Source organism: Niastella vici, from assembly GCF_002077945.1.
Lineage (GTDB): Bacteria > Bacteroidota > Bacteroidia > Chitinophagales > Chitinophagaceae > Niastella > Niastella vici.
Genome location: NZ_LVYD01000050.1, coordinates 67,965 through 86,270, shown reverse-complemented (window position 1 = coordinate 86,270; position 18,306 = coordinate 67,965). Strand labels below are relative to the sequence as shown.

Annotated in this window: 17 protein-coding genes; 5 read left to right on the top strand and 12 right to left on the bottom strand. The window is 44.9% G+C overall.

Annotated features, from left to right (window positions below; genetic code table 11):
• Positions 1-72: 72 nt before the first annotated feature.
• Together A3860_RS19900 and A3860_RS19895 are read right to left on the bottom strand one after the other, a co-directional pair.
• Complete coding sequence (locus A3860_RS19900; RefSeq protein ID WP_081148946.1) at positions 73-1,380, bottom strand: prolipoprotein diacylglyceryl transferase; 1,308 nt, start codon at positions 1,378-1,380, stop codon at positions 73-75.
• Positions 1,381-1,577: 197 nt separating this feature from the next.
• Positions 1,578-1,991: a BrxA/BrxB family bacilliredoxin gene (locus tag A3860_RS19895; protein ID WP_081148944.1), complete on the bottom strand. Its 414-nt coding sequence runs from the start codon at positions 1,989-1,991 to the stop codon at positions 1,578-1,580.
• Positions 1,992-2,213: 222 nt separating this feature from the next.
• On the opposite strand from A3860_RS19895, the gene A3860_RS19890 reads away from it, so the two are divergent.
• Together A3860_RS19890 and A3860_RS19885 are read left to right on the top strand one after the other, a co-directional pair.
• Positions 2,214-2,645, top strand: coding sequence for an Hsp20/alpha crystallin family protein (locus tag A3860_RS19890; protein WP_081148942.1), 432 nt, complete (start codon positions 2,214-2,216; stop codon positions 2,643-2,645).
• 114 nt (positions 2,646-2,759) lie between these two features.
• Complete coding sequence (locus A3860_RS19885; protein ID WP_081148939.1) at positions 2,760-4,070, top strand: hypothetical protein; 1,311 nt, start codon at positions 2,760-2,762, stop codon at positions 4,068-4,070.
• Between the two features lie 59 nt (positions 4,071-4,129).
• On the opposite strand, the gene A3860_RS19880 is transcribed toward A3860_RS19885, so the two are convergent.
• The 8 genes from A3860_RS19880 to thrS form a co-directional block, all read right to left on the bottom strand.
• On the bottom strand, positions 4,130-4,594 hold the full coding sequence (locus A3860_RS19880; RefSeq protein ID WP_081148933.1) for a nuclear transport factor 2 family protein: 465 nt from the start codon (positions 4,592-4,594) through the stop codon (positions 4,130-4,132).
• 24 nt (positions 4,595-4,618) lie between these two features.
• Complete coding sequence (locus tag A3860_RS19875) at positions 4,619-6,013, bottom strand: type III PLP-dependent enzyme domain-containing protein (RefSeq protein WP_081148930.1); 1,395 nt, start codon at positions 6,011-6,013, stop codon at positions 4,619-4,621.
• A 282-nt stretch (positions 6,014-6,295) separates the two neighbouring features.
• On the bottom strand, positions 6,296-6,640 hold the full coding sequence (gene rplT / locus A3860_RS19870; protein WP_081148929.1) for a 50S ribosomal protein L20: 345 nt from the start codon (positions 6,638-6,640) through the stop codon (positions 6,296-6,298).
• Between the two features lie 43 nt (positions 6,641-6,683).
• Positions 6,684-6,881, bottom strand: a complete 198-nt coding sequence (rpmI, locus tag A3860_RS19865; RefSeq protein ID WP_081148928.1) for a 50S ribosomal protein L35 — start codon at positions 6,879-6,881, stop codon at positions 6,684-6,686.
• Between the two features lie 211 nt (positions 6,882-7,092).
• A complete protein-coding gene (locus A3860_RS19860; RefSeq protein ID WP_081148927.1) occupies positions 7,093-7,392 on the bottom strand; it encodes a type II toxin-antitoxin system RelE/ParE family toxin in 300 nt (99 codons plus the stop codon).
• Entirely contained in the window at positions 7,389-7,631 is a 243-nt protein-coding gene (locus A3860_RS19855) for a hypothetical protein (RefSeq protein WP_081148924.1), read from the bottom strand. Before A3860_RS19855 ends, A3860_RS19860 begins: the two co-directional genes overlap by 4 nt.
• A gap of 157 nt (positions 7,632-7,788) precedes the next feature.
• Positions 7,789-8,373, bottom strand: a complete 585-nt coding sequence (gene infC / locus A3860_RS19850) for a translation initiation factor IF-3 (RefSeq protein ID WP_081148921.1) — start codon at positions 8,371-8,373, stop codon at positions 7,789-7,791.
• A gap of 170 nt (positions 8,374-8,543) precedes the next feature.
• Entirely contained in the window at positions 8,544-10,484 is a 1,941-nt protein-coding gene (gene thrS, locus A3860_RS19845) for a threonine--tRNA ligase (protein WP_081148918.1), read from the bottom strand.
• A 313-nt stretch (positions 10,485-10,797) separates the two neighbouring features.
• Here thrS and A3860_RS19840 point away from each other — a divergent pair, with 313 nt between their 5' ends.
• Positions 10,798-11,934 (top strand): hypothetical protein, encoded by a 1,137-nt coding sequence (locus A3860_RS19840; RefSeq protein WP_081148915.1) that lies wholly within the window; start codon positions 10,798-10,800, stop codon positions 11,932-11,934.
• 189 nt (positions 11,935-12,123) lie between these two features.
• A complete protein-coding gene (locus tag A3860_RS19835) occupies positions 12,124-12,981 on the top strand; it encodes a hypothetical protein (protein ID WP_081148912.1) in 858 nt (285 codons plus the stop codon).
• Between the two features lies 1 nt (position 12,982).
• Here the strand turns inward: A3860_RS19835 and A3860_RS19830 are convergent, their stop codons facing one another.
• Positions 12,983-15,340: a TonB-dependent receptor gene (locus A3860_RS19830; protein WP_081148909.1), complete on the bottom strand. Its 2,358-nt coding sequence runs from the start codon at positions 15,338-15,340 to the stop codon at positions 12,983-12,985.
• Between the two features lie 54 nt (positions 15,341-15,394).
• Positions 15,395-16,003 (bottom strand): DUF3347 domain-containing protein, encoded by a 609-nt coding sequence (locus A3860_RS19825; protein ID WP_081148906.1) that lies wholly within the window; start codon positions 16,001-16,003, stop codon positions 15,395-15,397.
• Between the two features lie 257 nt (positions 16,004-16,260).
• Here A3860_RS19825 and A3860_RS19820 point away from each other — a divergent pair, with 257 nt between their 5' ends.
• Positions 16,261-18,297 (top strand): ABC-F family ATP-binding cassette domain-containing protein, encoded by a 2,037-nt coding sequence (locus tag A3860_RS19820; protein ID WP_081148903.1) that lies wholly within the window; start codon positions 16,261-16,263, stop codon positions 18,295-18,297.
• The last annotated feature ends 9 nt before the right edge of the window (positions 18,298-18,306 follow it).

The window sequence follows — 18,306 nt, the reverse complement described above, 5'->3', positions numbered from 1 at the left end:
CATAACGCAAAAACGCTCCATACAAAACGCAAACCTGCGTTTCGTATGGAGCGTTTTAGTATAGTGATAGAATTAAGCCTTGTTTGTTTCGACCTTAGCCGCGTACTTTTTCTTCGAAATAAAATACAAAGCCGCGCCGCCGATCACCAGCATAACAGCAATGATCTCGGCCTGTGTGGGGTGAAAGCCAAAGATCGAATACTTGGTGTTCACCCGTATCTGTTCTACAAAAAAGCGTTCTATACCATTTACGATCAGGTATATGCCGAACAGCGTGCCGGGGATCTTCATTTTCTTACGCAATGTCCATAGCAACAGGAACAGCAAAAAGCTGGTCACCGTTTCATAGAACGGCGTGGGAAAAACTGGGATGGGCAGTTGATTACAGAACTGGTCCCCCTCGCAACCGGGTATGCGTACGCCCTCATTAACCACGTTATGCGGATACGTATAAGCAAACAACCAGTTGGGCAGCCAGCCGGGTGCTTTTACACTTATGTGCGGTACTTCTGAAATATTATTGACCTGGAAGGTACGCAGGTAAAAATTGCCGTGCGATTGCAACGTGCCCTGAAAACGGGCGGTGTCGGCTAACTGTACAGTCGATTGATTGCCCGGTACTGTTACATATGCACTGTTCAGTACCCCCCAGTCGCCATCACCTGCCACCTGGCAGCCAATACGGCCAATGGAATAAGCCAGAATAAGGGCGGGCGCAATGGCATCGCACAAATGGGTAAAACTGATCTTATGCTTACGGGTATAGAACCAGATGGCAACGGCCGCGCAAATAAGGCCGCCATAAAAGGTAAGCCCGCTGAACGACAATAACGCCTCAATAGGGTTTGTTTTAAAATCCTGCCAGTTCTCGAGGTTATGGAAGATCTTGGCGCCCAGAAAGCCGAACAGGGCTGCATAGATCACCAGGTCCCCTACCCGGTCGTGCGGCCAAATGCGGATGGTGCGTTCTTCAGGCTTATCGAGTTTTTGTTTGTGCTTTTCCCACCATTTCAAACCGGCAAACAAAATGCCCAGGCCTATACCAACAGGCCAGTTCCCTTCTGAAGAGAAAATGAATTGCTGGGGATCGGCCGCTTCGCTGCCTGCTATGAACAAACCGATGATCTTATAGCCTAACAAAAAGCCCAGGAGGAAATTCAACAGCAATTCCCCGGCACTGGCCCCTTTTCCTACGTTCATTTTCACTTCCTGAAACGATAACAAACCTGCTCTTTCCTTGCGTTTTAATTCCAGCGTTAAAATATAGGCCGCCGCTAAAAATGAGAGGGCTACAAAAAAACCGAAGGAATTGATAAAACGAAGTCCGTTCCAGTTAACACCAAATAGATCCTTAAAAGCGTAATATAGGTTTGGATACATGTATCAGGAATAGTTTTACTTCCAATTAGTTAATAAAGGTGCAATGATAAGAAAACAAACGAAGATTCTTGAAATGGATTGCCCTTATAAATGTGGATATTTATGAAATACAGCCCCTGAAAATGAATTAAAAAACCCTCTCAGGAATGAGAGGGTTCATCACTATGAACAAAGCTGAATTAATCAGCTAAGAAATTTTAACAATATTCTTCAAATGCTGCTATCAAATTGTGGGCGATCAGCTGAGCCGGACGGCCTTCGATCATATGTCTTTCGATAAAATGAACCAGCTGGCCATCTTTAAACAGGGCAATAGCCGGGGAAGATGGCGGATAAGGCAGCAAATGCTCGCGCAACTTCTTTACTGCATCAATATCGTAACCTGCGAAACTGGTAGCTAAATGATCTGGCTTTTTGGGCGAATTGGTTACAGCCATTAATACACCGGGACGTGCAGAACCAGCCGAGCAACCACATACCGAATTGATCATCACCAGTGTTGTGCCTTTTGAATTCAGTTGATTATCAACCTCATCGGGAGTCAACAGCTCCTGAAACCCATTGTCTGTCAACTCCTCCTTCATGGGGAGTACTATTTCTGTTGGATACATTTTCTGTTTTTTAATTGAAACGCAAAACTACGTAAAAAGTTTATTTGTACCCTAAACAGGAATTTATGTCATGCGAAAACGGTTTCGACTGTAATTATGTCGCATGCTGTTCGCTTCTTTCTGTCAAATATGACCGGTTTTTGGCCCTTTTTTGCAATGGTACACTGTTTGAAAAATGATTAGGCGTACGTCAAATTTTAAAAAACAATAAAAATTATAATTATGACAGTTAGACTGCACCATCCCGCTCGTAAATCATTCGATTCTGTAGTTGATGATTTCTTTAATTCTATTCCCGGTTTATGGAATGATGGCTACAGCGGCATTAACCTGGCGCCTGTAAATATTTCTGAAACTGCAGGTGGTTTCAACCTGGAAGTAAGCGTTCCCGGTATCAATAAAGAAGATATCAAAGTGAATGTTGAAAAGGGTTTACTGACCATCAGCTACGATAAGAAGGAAGAAAGCAAACCGGAAGAGTCAAAGACCATTCGCCGCGAATTCAGCCATCGTAGCTTTAAACGCAGCTTTACAGTAGCCGATGAGGTAAATGCTGATGCTATACAGGCTAAATATGAAAACGGTATTTTAAAGCTGTTCCTGCCTAAAAAAGAACAGGTTAAAGACAGCCCCAAACAGGTTGTAGTTCAATAATAAGTAAAAGAAATATTAAATTTTTAGTTTCATAAGCAGTTGGTTTTGGTTTAGAAGGCCATCCACCGGTTGGTGGATGGTTTTTTTATATGTTTTGTCCTAACTTCGGCCCCCATGAGAGAACTTACCTCCTGTATCCGAAAGACGTTGGGATTGTTCGTACTATGTATATTTTCTGGCCTATGGTCTTTAGCTCAGGACCTGAAGCCGGCAGATAGTACTTTTCACGGCCGTAAACATCTGGACACATTTCCATTTGTTGTTGATTCGGCCGAGATCGCCCTTCGTATCAAGAATCTAAACCCGTATTTTTCCCTACACGTTGATTCTTCGCTGGCCTATAAGCTGGAGATCAACAAAGACCAGTCGAGATATTACTGGTTCCTGCGTAACCCGCCGGTTGGCTTGCGCATTAACAAGGACAATGGTTTACTGACCTTCAAGGCCGAGAAAAACTATTTCCTTTCGGGCAAGCTGAAATATGATTATCAGTATAAAGTAAGTGTGGGCGTACAGAACCTCGAAAAGCCCGATGACCACGTTGATACCTCTTTTTATATCACCTTCTATAATACCGATATCATTCAATCGAAAGTAAAACCAACGGTTGGTGGCACGCTCACTATCGATGAAGGTGATACGGTTGCTTTCAAGGTACTATGCGAAAATGGTAATTTCCCTATAGAGACCATTACCTATTTTGCCAATATGCCTTTGAAGGGGGCTACGCTGGTAAAAAAATGTGATGATGATTTTATCTGGTCGCCCCAGTTCGATTTTGTAAAAGAATCTGATCCGGGTAAGGAACGGGTAGTGATCCTGAGTTTTGTGGGCGCCACCCGGTTTATGGTGCGCGATACCGCCCAGGTGAAGATCGTGGTGAAGGACGCATTGAATTATCCGTTGACGGTTGAGGATTTTAAACTCACAGTGAACGTCATTAACAGCTACGTTTTGCGGTTGAAGTATACCTTCCTGCAGCTCGACAGAGGGGTTAAAAAAACAAAATCGACCCGTACTACTTTCGATATCACCGGTTCTACCACCGCGTTAACCGGTAGTATTCTGGCTTCTTCTTCGGCCTCCAGTGATCAAAATATAGGTAAGATAATGCCAAGTGTTGGCGTATCGCTGGTGCCGGTGAAAGAGGCCATTGCGCCGCAAAAAGTTACCGAGCAGAACCAGGCGGCACAGATACGTACGGCCATTAAACGGCTTGAATATATGGTGAGCGATAATGCGCTGGTTGGTGAACGCGATCCGGATATTGCCCGTAAAACCGCCAAACTGAAAGAGGAATTAAAACAAATGCAGGTTCAGCTGGTTGATATTCCCGTTGAGATAACCAGCGATATGAGTGAAAAGGAATTGAATCAGTACTTCAATAGTCCGAAAGTGAATAAGAAATATCGCATCAAAAGATAGTGCGGTACGAACTAATAAAAGAAAAAGGGCTGGTGTTTATCATCAGCCCTTTTTCTTTGTTATTTAGTGTCACAATCTTTTCGCCTGGTATCAATCAGGTACTGGATCTTCCACCCATCGTCCAGTTTTACTAACTGAAAAGAATTAACGCCGCAATGGTGAAATTTGCCTTTGTAGTAGAACTGATAGGGCGCCCAAACCATGGCGAGCGGACCATCGATGCGAATGGCGCCAAATTCAATGCGCTCATCGGCCTGCCCTGGTTTTTGATCGCCGATAAATTTGACGAAATCGCCAAACTTATCCATTTTTATATATACCTGTTTCTTTTTATTGGTGGCAATGGTCTGTAATATCGGCGAATCAGTAAATGCCGATTTCAGCACCGTGGTATCGGCGTTCTTCATGCCTTCAAACAACCGGTTAACGGTTGCTTTTACCGAATCTTCCTCCGTTGTTGTTTGCGCCTGCGTTGTACAGGCTATGGCTACAGCTACGGTTAATAAAGTCGCAAATCGTTTCATGTGGTAAATTGTCTCGTCGCTTAACTAATACCCTAAGATCTTCAGCATACTTTGAGCAGTTTGCTCTTTTGCATACACCCAGTCGACCAATTTACCATTTTTATCGTGCCCAACAATAACGTGTTTGGGTGATGGAATAAGACAGTGCTTGATACCGCCGTAACCACTGATCTGGTCCTGGTAAGCGCCGGTATGGAAAAATCCTACATACAGCGGTTCGCCATTGTTGATCTTGGGCAGAAACACCTCATTGATGTGTTCTTCCGAGTCGTAATAGTCGTGGCTGTCGCAGGTGATACCGCCCAGCACCACACGCTGGTATTCCTGGTCCCATTTGTTTACGGGCAGCATAAGGAACTTCTCCCCTATGCCCCAGGTATCGGGTAAGGTGGTGATGAATGAAGAATCGATCATGTACCAGATCTCACGGTCGTTCTGCACTTTTTGCCCTATCACGCTGTAAATATGGGCCATGCTCTCCCCTACGGTATAGCTGCCGAACTCGGTGAAGATGTGCGGCATGGGCACATTGTTCTTTTTGCAGGCTTTTTTAATGTTTCCTACAATTTCATTGATCATGAACTGGTAGTCGTATTCGAAACCCAGTGAGTGTTTAATGGGGAATCCGCCGCCGATATTGATTGAATCCAGCTCGGGGCAGATCTTTTTCAACTGGCAATACAGGTTAATGACCTTGTTGAGCTCACTCCAGTAATAGATATCATCCTTGATACCTTTATTGAGGAAAATGTGCAGCATCTTTAGCTGAAAGCGGTCTTCATTGCCTTCGATCTTGTCAACATAAAACTCCAGTACGTCCCTGGCCCTGAAACCCAGGCGGGATGTATAGAACGGGAAGGTTGGTTCTTCTTCGGCGGCTACGCGTATGCCGAGTTTGAAAGGACCTTTAACCGACTTTTTATAATGCTGCAGTTCTTCCCTGTTATCGAGGATGGGGATCACGTTCTTGAATCCGGTATTCAGCAAATTGGCTATACGGCTGGTATAGGTTTTTTGCTTGTAGCCGTTACAAATGATGAACGTGTCCTTGGTGATCTTTTTGCGATCATACAGCTTTTTAATGATCTCGATATCGTAGGCGTAGGACGTTTCGAGGTGAATATCGTGCTTCAGGGCTTCTTCTACCACAAACGAAAAGTGGGAGCTTTTTGTGCAGTAGCAATAATTGTATTCGCCTTCATACTTATGCTTTTTGATGGCATTGGCGAACATCTTTTTTGCCTTTTTGATCTGCATGCCGATCTTGGGCAGGTAGGTGAGCTTCATGGGCGTGCCGTGCTTGGCAATAAGCGCTTTGAGATCGAGCCCGTTAAAATGCAGATAGCTGTCTTTTACATCGAACCCTTCCTGGGGAAAGTTAAAGGTCTGGTGCACCAGGTCGGTGTACGAGTTGTTCATGAACTGGTTCAGGTTGCTGATGGTGGTGAATTTTAATGGTCAGAAAAAGTTGTACCCAAACTGTAAAAAAATTATTGCAAAAGTAATCGTTTGAACAATTTATCAAATAAAAAAACATGCCCTTATTAAAATTGTCAATATTATGTTGATACCCCGGCCCGCTGCCGGAGGCAATTCACGATGGGCAGAACAGGCGTTTTGCGTTCCTGTTAATTAATTGTTACCACAAAAAAGAAGCCCTCCGGTTTATCGGAGGGCCTCAATATATTGATGCTCGTAAGCTTATTTTACAGAAGCGATCAGGTTCTTGAAAGTTTCAGGCTCATTCATGGCCAGATCAGCCAGGATCTTACGATCGAGACCAATACCTTTCCCGTTCAACTTGTGGATGAACTGAGAATAAGTTAAACCTTCGGCACGTACGGCGGCGTTGATACGGGCGATCCACAGCGAGCGGTACTCTCTTTTCTTCAGTTTGCGGCCTACATATTTATATTGCAGACCTTTTTCCATTACGTTTTTCGCAACGGTGTATACGTTTTTACGTTTGCCATAGTAACCTTTGGCGGCTTTCAGGATCCTTTTGCGGCGTGCACGGGATGCTACGGCATTTACTGAACGTGGCATATCTTAAAAATTTGAAAAGTTGATAATTGATTAAAAGGGAAATTTACTTCAGTCTCAGTAAGCGCTTTACGAAGTCAACGTTGCTTTTGTGCACAACGCCATCTTTGTTGAGGGCCCGTTTACGGCGATTAGACTTTTTAGTAAGAATGTGACGTTTGAAGGATTTCTGATGCGTGATCTTGCCGGTGCCAGTTACTTTAAATCTTTTTTTGGCACTGGAGTTTGTTTTAACCTTAGGCATAGTTAAAGACCTTTTGCTGTGATACCCTGCTGGCGCTCCCGAACTGACGGGAAACTTTTTGGGCCTTGTGGGCAATGTTTGTTTTATGGGTTATAGCCAATAAAACGTAAAATGGAGCGCAAAGGTAGGGAAAATATAAATACAGAAGAAGAAATATGTGAGAATCCTAAATTCGGTATAAGTTTTTGATTATCAATGATCTTATTGGATTTTATTTGACATGTTTTTTATCAGGATCTCTTTTGTTGTGGTATAAGGAGGTGATGATAATCAATTTCTTTCTTTCATCAATCAGGTAAATGAGATAGAATGGATATTTTTTTAATACGATTTCCCGTAAATTATTATAGCTTTTTTTATAACGATGAGGATTGGCGCATACAGCGGTGATGGCTTCATCAACTGCCATCACAAAATTATCAGCAGCTTTTATACTTCGTTCAATGTACCAGGAATAGGCAGCTTCGTATTCACTGGCAGCAACCGGATCAAACCGGCACTTGTACTTCATTTAACCTGCTTTTGCCTAATAGCCCTGATCCTTTTCTTCATTTCAGTTGCACTAACTGTTTTTCCTCCATTTAGATAGTATTCCACTCTCTTGTCAAGTTCGGCTTTAAATTCATCGGAATATTCCACTTCAGATTGCTCAATTTCATTTTCAAAAAGGGTATATATAGCCTTTACCTTTTTTTCTTCAATGGAATCAATGAATTTATGAAGCTTTTGCCGTAGTGCTACAGTAGTCATATTCATAGCGTTTGAAACAAATTTAAGTAAAATAGGTAATTTTTTCAGTACCCGGTTACCTGCTCCTTACTTCCCCACCCTTATACAGCGCTTTTAAACAAAAAAAAGCACCCCTCCTTGCGGAAGAATGCTTTTAAAGCTCAATCTATAACTTACCCTAGGCCTCTTTCTTCTTTTGCTTGCCTTTGGGCGAAATGATCATCAGCATGCGCTTGCCTTCCAGCTTGGGCAACCCTTCGGGCTGACCTACTTCTGCCAGGCGCTCAGCGAATTTTAACAATACCAGCTCACCCCGTTCTTTGAACATGATGGCGCGGCCTTTAAACTGCACGTATGCTTTTACTTTATTGCCTTCTTTTAAAAAGCTTTCAGCATGACGGGCCTTAAAATCAAAGTCGTGATCATCTGTACCAGGCGTAAAACGGATCTCTTTTACCTCAGCCGTTTTACTCTTCGACTTCATCTCTTTTTCCTTCTTCTTCTTCTCGTACAGGAATTTATTATAATCGATGATCTTACAAACGGGTGGGTCTGCCTGCGGTGAAATTTCAACCAGGTCAAGCTGTTGCTCCTGCGCCATTTTCATGGCTTCCTGGATTGAATAAACGCCTACTTCTACATTATCGCCTACCAAACGTACCTGCGGTACGCGTATCATGTTGTTGGTGCGATGTTCCTGCTGTTGTTCCTTTCTGAATCGGGGATTGAAATTACCTCTCGGTTGTCGCGGTGGAAATGCCATTTAAATCTTTTAATTAAACAATTTTTTTAGTTGGTAACCAGGCTACTAAACTGAGCTACCGGTTTTGAATGTTGATTTTGTTTTCGAAATATATGTTACGGATACTAAAAAACAAAGTTTCCCGTCCTAAGTTATGAAATCTATGTGAACTCGCAACTACATAATTATTCTTATTCTCCTCTGCGTTCTTTGATCTCAGCCTTAGCTTCACTAATGAACTCATCAACCCCTTTTGTACCTACATCGCCCTTACCCTGCCGGCGGATCGCCACTTTATTCTCATTCATCTCTTTTTCGCCAACTACCAGCATATAAGGCACTTTCATGAGCTCGGTATCGCGTATCTTTTTGCCTATTTTTTCGTTCCGGTCATCCACTTCTCCACGAATATCTGCATTTTTCAGCGATTCCAAAACACTATTTGCATATGGCAGGAACTTGTCACTGATAGGCAGGATCTTTACCTGAACCGGCGCCAGCCATAACGGGAACTTGCCTGCATAGTGTTCCAGCAAAAAGCCAATGAACCGCTCATGGGTTCCAAGTGGTGCCCGGTGAATGATCAACGGGGTTTCGGCACTATTCTCCTTATTAGTGTATTCCAGTTTGAACCGGCGGCCCTGGGCAAAGTCTACCTGGTTGGTAGCCAGGGTGAACTCCCTGCCTATCACACTCCAGATCTGCACATCGATCTTGGGTCCATAAAACGCCGCTTCATCCTGTATCTCCACGTAAGGGATATTCGATTCTATCAATACCTGGCGAACCATTTCCTCGGTCTCTTTCCACAATTCAGGTTCATTAACATACTTCTGACCAAGTTTGCTCGGTTCGTGCAACGACAGCCGCATCACATATTTTTCAACACCGAATATTTTAAAGTATTTCTGGTACATTTCATTTACCGCCCTGAACTCATCGGCAAACTGTTCGCGGGTGCAATAGATATGCGCATCATTCATGTGTAAACAACGCACACGCATCAGTCCAAACAGTTCTCCGCTTTGTTCGTAACGGTAACAGGTACCATACTCCGCCAGGCGCAAAGGCAACTCCTTATAGCTTCTGGGCTCAGCACCGAATATTTTGTGGTGGTGCGGGCAGTTCATGGCTTTCAGGTAGTACTTCTGCCCTTCCAGTTCCATGGCCGGGAACATACTGTCCTGGTAATACGGCAGGTGCCCGCTGGTGAGGTACATGCTTTCCTTGGCAATATGGGGCGTTACCACCCTTTTATAGCCAGCTGCCTGCTCGGTTTCCTTGGCCAGCTTTTCCAACTCTTCAATAATGATGGTGCCATTGGGCATCCATAAAGGCAGGCCAGGACCCACATCATCATCCATGGTGAAAATACCCAGTTCCTTACCCAGCTTGCGGTGATCGCGTTTCTTTGCTTCCTCAAGCAGGGTCAGGTATTCGTCCAGGTCTTTCTGGGAAGGAAAGGTTACCCCATAAACACGGGTAAGCTGCTTATTGTTTGAATCGCCTTTCCAGTAAGCGCCGGCGATGGTGGTCAACTTGATAGCTTTGATGGGCGCTGTAGACGGTATATGCGGCCCGCGGCACAGATCGGTAAAATTCCCCTGGCTATAGAAAGTGATCGATCCGTCGGTCAAATTACCGAGCAGATCGAGTTTATATTCATCCCCTTTTTCGCTGAAATATTTAATGGCGTCACCTTTCGACATTTCTTTGCGCACATAGCTGTTGTTCTGTTTGGCCAGCTCATTCATTTTTTTCTCCAATATGGCCAGGTCTTCCTCGGTGAGCTTGCGGTCGCCCAGGTCCATATCATAATAAAAACCCTGTGGGTTATCAATGGCGGGACCAACCCAGAATTTCACCCCGGGATACAGGCTTTCAACCGCTTCAGCCATCAGGTGCGCAGAGGAATGCCAGAAGGTTAATTTACCGTCCTTATCGTCCCAGGTCAGTAAATTAAGGGTAGCATCGGTGTTAATGGGGCGCGTGGCATCCCATACCTCACCATTTACTTTTGCGGCCAATACTTTTCGAGCCAATCCTTCGCTGATCGACTTTGCTATTTCCAAACCAGTGGTTCCTTCTTTGTACTCCCGTACATTTCCATCCGGGAAAGTAATTTTAATCATTTTGTCACTACCTTTTTTTGTGGCCGGTTATACAAAGGGTGCTTTCAAAACCCCTGTATTGCCGGAAGAACGGCAAATTTAACGAACAATTTGCAGACCACCATTTACGATATGTGTCGTAAAAAACTAATTATTAAGTAAATTGCCGGTTGATGCAGTTGGTTCCGGGGGGATGAACACGATGGAACCAGGTAAAATCAGTTTTTTTAATAAGATGAAACGTGCCTGACAATATTTTCATTATGCATTCAACTTAAATGAAAATTCTGGCAGGGTAAGTTCCATCGGGCCAAAGAAAAATTATTATTTTCTGATGAAATCAGCTTTACTATTTCTGTTTTTGGGCCTCGGGTTATGTGTACAGGCGCAGGACCTCACCGGCATCTGGCGTGGAAGTTTCAAAAGGACCCCGGTTGGCGCAAACGGCCGTATGCTGGACCTGCTTGGTGGCGACGACCGTTATAAATTTGAGGTACAGGTAGATCAGAATAGTAAAAACTTCAAGGGTGTTACCTACTCCTATCTCAGCACCGTGTTTTATGGTAAGGCTACCTGTATGGGTACAGTGAACCCCGATACCAAACTGGTACGGCTCGAAGAACTGAAAATTGTGGAAGTGCGCATGGCCGGTGGCAGCGATGCCTGCGTAATGACGCTGAATTTGAAATATACCAAAGAAAATGATGAAGAATTTCTGGAGGGCACATACAGCAGTTTCAATACCCGGGATTCAACCAATTGTGGTAAAGGAACTGTTTTCTTGCGTAAGGTGACCACTTCCGACTTTTACGAAGAACCATTCCTGGTAAAGCGGGAGAAGGAAAAACAGGCAGAGAAAAAGCCCGAGGTCACTAAAATAAAACCGATACAACCGGATACTGCCCAAAAACAAAAAGCGATTGTAAAAACAACGCCTAAGACCACCCCTAAAACAACCACCCCCGTTACCAAAAAAACGGTGACCGCTACACCAAAAACAACCGAAAAGAATACGGTTGTCAAAACGCCTGAAACAAAACCCAGCGTAAAAATTATACCTGTTGATACCGCTAAAGAAGTGATCAAGGCGCCGCCGTTTACTAATATTCCCACGCCCAAACAGCTGGCCAGTCGCGATAATGAACTTGTAAAAACCATTATTACCGCAGCTACGGAAATTGAGATCGATATTTACGACAATGGTACCGTTGATAATGACACCATTTCGGTATACCTCGATAAAAAGCTGGTGATGTCGAAAAAACGGCTTACCGAAAAAGCCCTCACCCTCAAAATAAACCTCGATGAAACGGCAAACTATCACGAGTTGGTGATGGTGGCCGAGAACCTGGGTGAAATTCCACCCAATACCTCCCTCATGGTGGTGAAAGCGGGCAAACAGCAGTATGAAGTTCGTATTACCTCTACTGAACAAAAGAACGCTGTTGTGGTATTTAAATACCAGAAGTAAGAAGTATGAAGTAAGAAGATAATGAATTTACAAGTTGACGAGTAATGGAGAGGCTAAGAATTTCGGGCCTTTCTTACCTCCTACGTCCTACTTCTTGCTTCGACATTCTTCCTATCTCTTACTTCAGCCTTTACACAAACGGTACCAACCAATGTGACTTTTGTTGCTAAATTCCCTTAAAATTCATTCATGCGTTTCCTGCTGTTGCCGGTGTTGCTGGGATTCACTTTTATTGCCCACGCCCAATTGCTTACGGGTATTTGGGGTGGCATCAGAACGCAACATGCGGGTGGCTGTTTTCCCGAATATACAACCGAGCTGCATATTATTTATATGCAAAACAACTCCTTCCTGGGAAACGTTTACAGCTACGATAACGACCGCTACACCAAAATAAATTTTACCGGCAAATACAACCCGCTCACCAAACGCATGGTCATCATCGAAAACGCCGTGTTGCAATACAATGTGCCCGATAGTTGTGTACCCTGTATAAAGACCTATGAGCTTACCTTTTCAAAGAACGGCCAGGCCGATATGCTGCAGGGCGAATGGCGCGGACATGAAATGGGCAATAACCACGATTGCCAGCCCGGCAGGATCTCCCTCTCCCGCCTCACCAAATCAATTTTTCCCGTTGATGTTTACCAGAACGATACCCTGGCCAAATTGCAGAAAGATCTGAAATTGGAGCGCCGCGAAAAAGACCTGGTGAAGACCATCGCCATTGATACTTCCTTTATAAAAATTGAGCTGTACGATAATGCAGAGATCGATGATGATACCGTAACCGTTTTCCTGAACAACACCCTGCTGCTATATAAAAAACGGCTCACGGGCAAACCGCTGGTGCTCGATGTTAATATTTTTCCCAATACCGATTATGAGGTCATGATGTATGCCGATAACCTGGGCCGCATTCCGCCCAATACCTCATTAATGGTGATAACAGCCGGCCGAAAACGTTATCAGCTGCACCTGTCGTCGAGCGAACAAAAAAGTGCCGTGGTGAAGTTCCGGTATGAACCGCCCGATAAAAAGCCCTAAGCTAAAATTTGAAATTCCAGGTAACGGCGGGAATGATCGGGAACAGCGAAACCTGTTGCGCTTCTATGGTGAGCGAGCCGTCGTAGGGGCTACCATTCTGACTGAAGTAAACGAAATATGGGTTCAGCCTGCTGTACACATTATAGATACTGAATACCCAGCTTTGCTGCCATCTTTGATTGGGCTTTGTGTGGGGGGTAAGCGTGGCTGAAAGATCCATGCGATGATAAGGGGCCAGCCGGTATTGATTGATCTTGCTGTATTCCTGCGTAAGTATTCCGCCAATTACATAAAAGCGCTCGGGCAAAGAAACCGCATTGCCGCTTCCATAAACAAATACCCCCGACAGCTTCCATTTTTTGTTCAACTGGTAGGTGCCAACTACTGAAAGATCGTGCCGCCGGTCGTATTTCGAGGGATATTTTTTGCCATCATTCAGCGTATCGAACTGCCGCCAGCTCCACGAAAGCGTATAACCGATCCAGCCGGTAAATTTGCCCCTGGTTTTATTTATAAATAATTCCGTTCCATAGCTCCAGCCTTTACCAAATACAAAATCTTCTTCCGGATCTTTTAACGACGGCGTATAACCCTCGCGGTATTCGATCTGGTTGTCCATCTTTTTGTAATACACTTCAACCGAAGTCTCCAGCATATTGTTGTTGAAATTTCTGAACAGTCCGGCAGCATACTGCCAGCTCAGTTGCGGCTTTACGCGGTAGGTACTGGGCACCCACAGGTCGGTGGGCAAGGTAGAACCGGCATTGCTTACCAAATGAATGTATTGAATATTGCGGGTGATGGCTGCTTTCAGCGAGGTTTGGTCATTGAGGGCATAGCGAATGGTGAACCGCGGTTCAAACCCATCATAACTTTTTACGGTTTTGTTCCGGCCAAAAGAAACGCTATCGGTTTTATTACCCGAAATGTCCTTTGAAAATATTTTATACGGACCCATTTGTATAAAACGGCTGTATCGCAAGCCGGCGTTCACTTTTATCCGTTGGCTTATTTCCCAGTCATCCTGCAGGTATATGCCTATTTCGCCGGCATATTTTTTCATGGTGTTATCGGGGTAAAACTGGTTATCGCCCTGGTTGCCGCTCAGCACATTGGGCGTGAACGTATGATAGGTATACGACCCGCCGAAGCGCAATTTGTGCTGCGGCGAGGCATAAAAATCAAGATCGGTTTTGGCGCTCCAGTCGTGAATGCCGGATGATAATTTGATATTGAAATCGTTTTGCGTGGCGCCAAAGGAAAATGCATAGTCATTATATACCAGGGTGGTATTGGCAAATAATTTCCGGTTGAACACATGGTTCCAGCGCAGGGTGGCCGTTGAATTGCCCCAGGGAATATCGGCTTTGAACGCCCGGCGCGAGTTGCGATACGTGAACACATCCCGGCCAAAATACCCGCTCAGGTAAAGGCGGTCCTTATCAGAAAAAATATAATTCACCTTGGCGTTAAAATCATAGAAGTAATAGCCCGAGCCGTAAAAATCGCTGTTTTTTGAAATAAACGGCTTTGTCAGCAGGTCGATATAGGTGCGGCGGCCCGAAACAATAAACGAAGATTTATTCTTTTTAATAGGTCCCTGTATCGATAACCGGGAAGCAATGGCCCCTATTCCACCCTCGGCTTCAAACTTATTGAGGTTGCCTTCCTTCATGGCAACATCCAACACCGATGAAAGCCGTCCGCCATATTGGGCCGACATGCCGCCTTTCACCAGCGAAATATTTTTGATGGCGTCTGAATTAAAGATGGAGAAAAAACCGAACAGGTGGCCGGTATTGTATACGATGGCATCATCGAGCAGGATCAGGTTTTGATCGGGGCCCCCACCCCGTACATACAAACCGGTATTGCCTTCCCCGGCATTACGCACGCCGGGCAACAATTGCAGGGTCTTCAGCAGATCGGTTTCACCCAACAGTACCGGCACTGATTTTACCTGGTTTATCGACAGGTCGATCTTCCCCATTTGGGCAGTGGTCACATTTTCGTCGCGCCGCCGCCGCGCTGCTGCAACAATAACTTCCTGTAAAACGGGTTTGGTTATTAAAAAGAAATTCTGTTCAATATTTCTGTCGAGGTCAATGACCAGCTCAAGCGCCTGGTACCCGGTGAAAGTAATATACACAGGATAAGTGCCGCGGGGTAAGGTGATGGAGAAAAAACCGAACTGGTTACTGGCAATGCTTTTACCATGCCCGTTAACCGAAACCGTAGCCCCAATAAGCGTTTCGCCCGAGAGGGAATCTTTGATGTATCCACTCAACGTGAATTTTTCCTGGGCGTTTACGCACAGGACACAACACACACCAAATACTATCGCAAGGAATCTCATCATTGGGCAGCAATTTCCATTTTCGTGAACAGGAAGACTACCGGTATCATCAGGCCGCTACTTCGAATAATCGAGTGAATCCTCTACAGATCCGCAATTCATCATTTGACTACCGAAGTAGGGATTTTTGATCTCCCGTTCATAACTGATCCAGTAGGCGCCTTTTTGGTCAAAAGCCATGGGGCAATATTCCCAGTATAACTTTTGACTGCTGTACCGCACTGTACGGGCAAGGCTCCAAATGGCATCGGCTATTATTGCAAATTCATTCCGTTTATTTTTCAGATCTTTTTCTGCTGCCAGGGCCTGTGCCGAACCGGTTATGGTGCTGGTAAAGGTTTGGGCAGTTTCTTTTATTACACCGGTACTGTCGCCCTTGATCTCATTCACCTTCAGGCTATCGACGGCTGCCTTCAAAGAAAGGGCGGCTGCTGATGCTTTTGCGGTATCACTGGCTACCAGGGCATCTTTCAGCGAATTGTATGCATTGAGTAATTGGGTGAACGACTGCTTAAAAACATCGGTATTTTGAGAGATCGATAAGGGCTGTTGTTTGGTTTCTTCGGCAGCTTTATCATTCAGTTTACCGTCACTGTTGCAAAAAAAGGGCCGGGCAACCAAAATAATAGCAGCAACAATAATAACTACGATTACAATTTTTTTCATCCTTTTACAATTTACGTGTTACGGATCCGGGGTGGCAGACATCCCTACCGAAATAATCTTGCCGAAATTTTCCCTGAAGGGCACTTTAGGGTGTTTTTATATTCCAAAGATAAAAGAATAACCTTACATTACTGGCTCATATACAGGTGTTTTGGTATAAATTGAGGCCAGTTTTTTTTCTCACTGTCAACTTTTGCCAATCCCTTCCTTTACCCCCCGATTTGTACTACTTTTGCAGATCATTTTGATGTAAACTTATGCTGGCAGGATTAACGAACGTAACTTTTGAGTTTGGAGCCCGTGCAATTGTAGAAGATGCCACCTGGCATATTCAACCCAATGAACGAATTGGATTAATTGGCTATAATGGGACCGGAAAATCGACTTTATTGAAATTATTGGTGGGCCAGTACCAGCCCTCGGCTGGTACGGTTGAACGCAGCCGCGGTACATCCATTGGCTATTTACACCAGGACCTCCTGAGTTTTGATACCCACGATTCTATTTTGCAGGTGGCGCTGGGGGCCTTTGAACGGGTGCTGCAACTGGAAAAGGAGATCGAGGAACTGGGTAAAGAACTGGAAAACTCCCACAACAGCGGCATGAGCGATGCCGAACAGGAAGTACTATTGCATAAATATTCCGACAAATTACACGAGCTCGAAACGCTGGGCGGTTATAATATCCATCACAAAACAGAAGAAGTATTGCAGGGCCTCGGTTTTTCCAATGCAGATCTGCAACGCCCCTACCGCGAATTCAGTGGCGGCTGGCGTATGCGGGTGCTGCTGGCAAAAATGATCCTGCAGGCACCCGACCTGTTGTTGCTCGATGAGCCTACCAACCACCTTGACCTGCCCTCTATTGAATGGCTCGAAAAATACCTGATCCATTACCAGGGTTCGGTGGTGATCGTGAGTCACGATAAATATTTCCTCGACCGTATGGTAACCAAAATTGTAGAGGTTTACCAGCGGCAACTGCATGTTTACAGTGGCAATTACTCCTATTACGAAGTGGAGAAAGTACAACGGGTAGAGCTGCAGCAACGTGCGTTCGAGAACCAGCAGGATTATATTCGTCAGCAGGAACGTTTTATTGAACGGTTCAAGGCAAAAGCCAGTAAAGCGGCTGCCGCCCAAAGCGCCATGAAGCGCCTTGAAAGGCTCGACCGTATTGAAGATGTGGCCATTGAACGGCCCAACATCCGCATCAACTTCCAGGTTGATAAAACACCTGGTAAAGTACTGTGCGAATTAAAACATATAACCAAGAAGTTTGGCGATAACACCATTGTAGAAGATACAGGGGCCGAAATAAACCGCGGCGATAAGATCGCCCTCATTGGCGCCAACGGTAAAGGAAAATCGACCCTGCTGCGCATTATTGCCGGCGCCGAATCGTATACCGGTGATCGCAAATGGGGCCACAATGTGGAAGAAAGCTTTTACGCCCAGCACCAGCTCGAAGCGCTGGATGTGAACAATACCCTCCTCGATGAAATGAAATCGGCTGGCAGTCAGAAAACCGAACAGGAACTGCGTACCCTGCTCGGCTGTTTTTTATTTGGCGGCGATGATATCGATAAAAAGATCAAAGTACTGAGCGGAGGCGAAAAAGCCAGGGTGGCATTGGCCAAGACCATCATCAGCAAAGCTAATTTCCTGATGCTCGATGAGCCTACCAACCACCTGGATATTCATTCCGTAGAGTTATTGATAGAAGCATTGAACAAATACGAAGGCAGCCTGATACTGGTAAGCCACGACCGCTATTTTGTTTCGAAAGTGGCCAATACCATTTGGGAGATCGATAACCACAAGATCAAAACCTTTGACGGCGGATACGAAGAATGGGGAGAATGGAAAGAACGGCAAAAGGCGAGAACCGATGGGGAGAAGGCGGAAAACGGAAGCAGGAAGGCTGAAGCCAAAAACCAGAAGCCGGAAGAAGAAGTAAAGAAGGCAGAGGTGGTAAAAAAGCCGGAACCGGTGGTAGAAAGCAAACCACCCGTACCCGAGTTCAAACCCCAGGGACCTATCAATAAAGAGCTGAAGAAGGAATTGCAGAAACAACAACGGCTGTTTCAGCAACTGGAAGAAAACATTGCGAAGCTGAACCAGCAGAAAACAACCCTCGAAGCGCAGCTGACGGCGCCCGATACTTATGCCGACCGGAACAAGTTCGTGCAAACAGAAACGGATTATAAAAAAGTGAGTGATGAATTGCTGCGGTTGAACAAACAATACGAAGAAGTGTTTGAGAAAATAATGGAGCTGGAGTCGAAATCATGAAGTAGGAAG

Coding starts and splice junctions, on each gene's coding strand:
- A3860_RS19900 (WP_081148946.1), bottom strand. CDS start 1,380: ATGTATCCAAACCTATATTACGCTTTTAAGGATCTATTTGGTGTTAAC.
- A3860_RS19895 (WP_081148944.1), bottom strand. CDS start 1,991: ATGTATCCAACAGAAATAGTACTCCCCATGAAGGAGGAGTTGACAGAC.
- A3860_RS19890 (WP_081148942.1), top strand. CDS start 2,214: ATGACAGTTAGACTGCACCATCCCGCTCGTAAATCATTCGATTCTGTA.
- A3860_RS19885 (WP_081148939.1), top strand. CDS start 2,760: ATGAGAGAACTTACCTCCTGTATCCGAAAGACGTTGGGATTGTTCGTA.
- A3860_RS19880 (WP_081148933.1), bottom strand. CDS start 4,594: ATGAAACGATTTGCGACTTTATTAACCGTAGCTGTAGCCATAGCCTGT.
- A3860_RS19875 (WP_081148930.1), bottom strand. CDS start 6,013: ATGAACAACTCGTACACCGACCTGGTGCACCAGACCTTTAACTTTCCC.
- rplT (WP_081148929.1), bottom strand. CDS start 6,640: ATGCCACGTTCAGTAAATGCCGTAGCATCCCGTGCACGCCGCAAAAGG.
- rpmI (WP_081148928.1), bottom strand. CDS start 6,881: ATGCCTAAGGTTAAAACAAACTCCAGTGCCAAAAAAAGATTTAAAGTA.
- A3860_RS19860 (WP_081148927.1), bottom strand. CDS start 7,392: ATGAAGTACAAGTGCCGGTTTGATCCGGTTGCTGCCAGTGAATACGAA.
- A3860_RS19855 (WP_081148924.1), bottom strand. CDS start 7,631: ATGACTACTGTAGCACTACGGCAAAAGCTTCATAAATTCATTGATTCC.
- infC (WP_081148921.1), bottom strand. CDS start 8,373: ATGGCATTTCCACCGCGACAACCGAGAGGTAATTTCAATCCCCGATTC.
- thrS (WP_081148918.1), bottom strand. CDS start 10,484: ATGATTAAAATTACTTTCCCGGATGGAAATGTACGGGAGTACAAAGAA.
- A3860_RS19840 (WP_081148915.1), top strand. CDS start 10,798: ATGAAATCAGCTTTACTATTTCTGTTTTTGGGCCTCGGGTTATGTGTA.
- A3860_RS19835 (WP_081148912.1), top strand. CDS start 12,124: ATGCGTTTCCTGCTGTTGCCGGTGTTGCTGGGATTCACTTTTATTGCC.
- A3860_RS19830 (WP_081148909.1), bottom strand. CDS start 15,340: ATGATGAGATTCCTTGCGATAGTATTTGGTGTGTGTTGTGTCCTGTGC.
- A3860_RS19825 (WP_081148906.1), bottom strand. CDS start 16,003: ATGAAAAAAATTGTAATCGTAGTTATTATTGTTGCTGCTATTATTTTG.
- A3860_RS19820 (WP_081148903.1), top strand. CDS start 16,261: ATGCTGGCAGGATTAACGAACGTAACTTTTGAGTTTGGAGCCCGTGCA.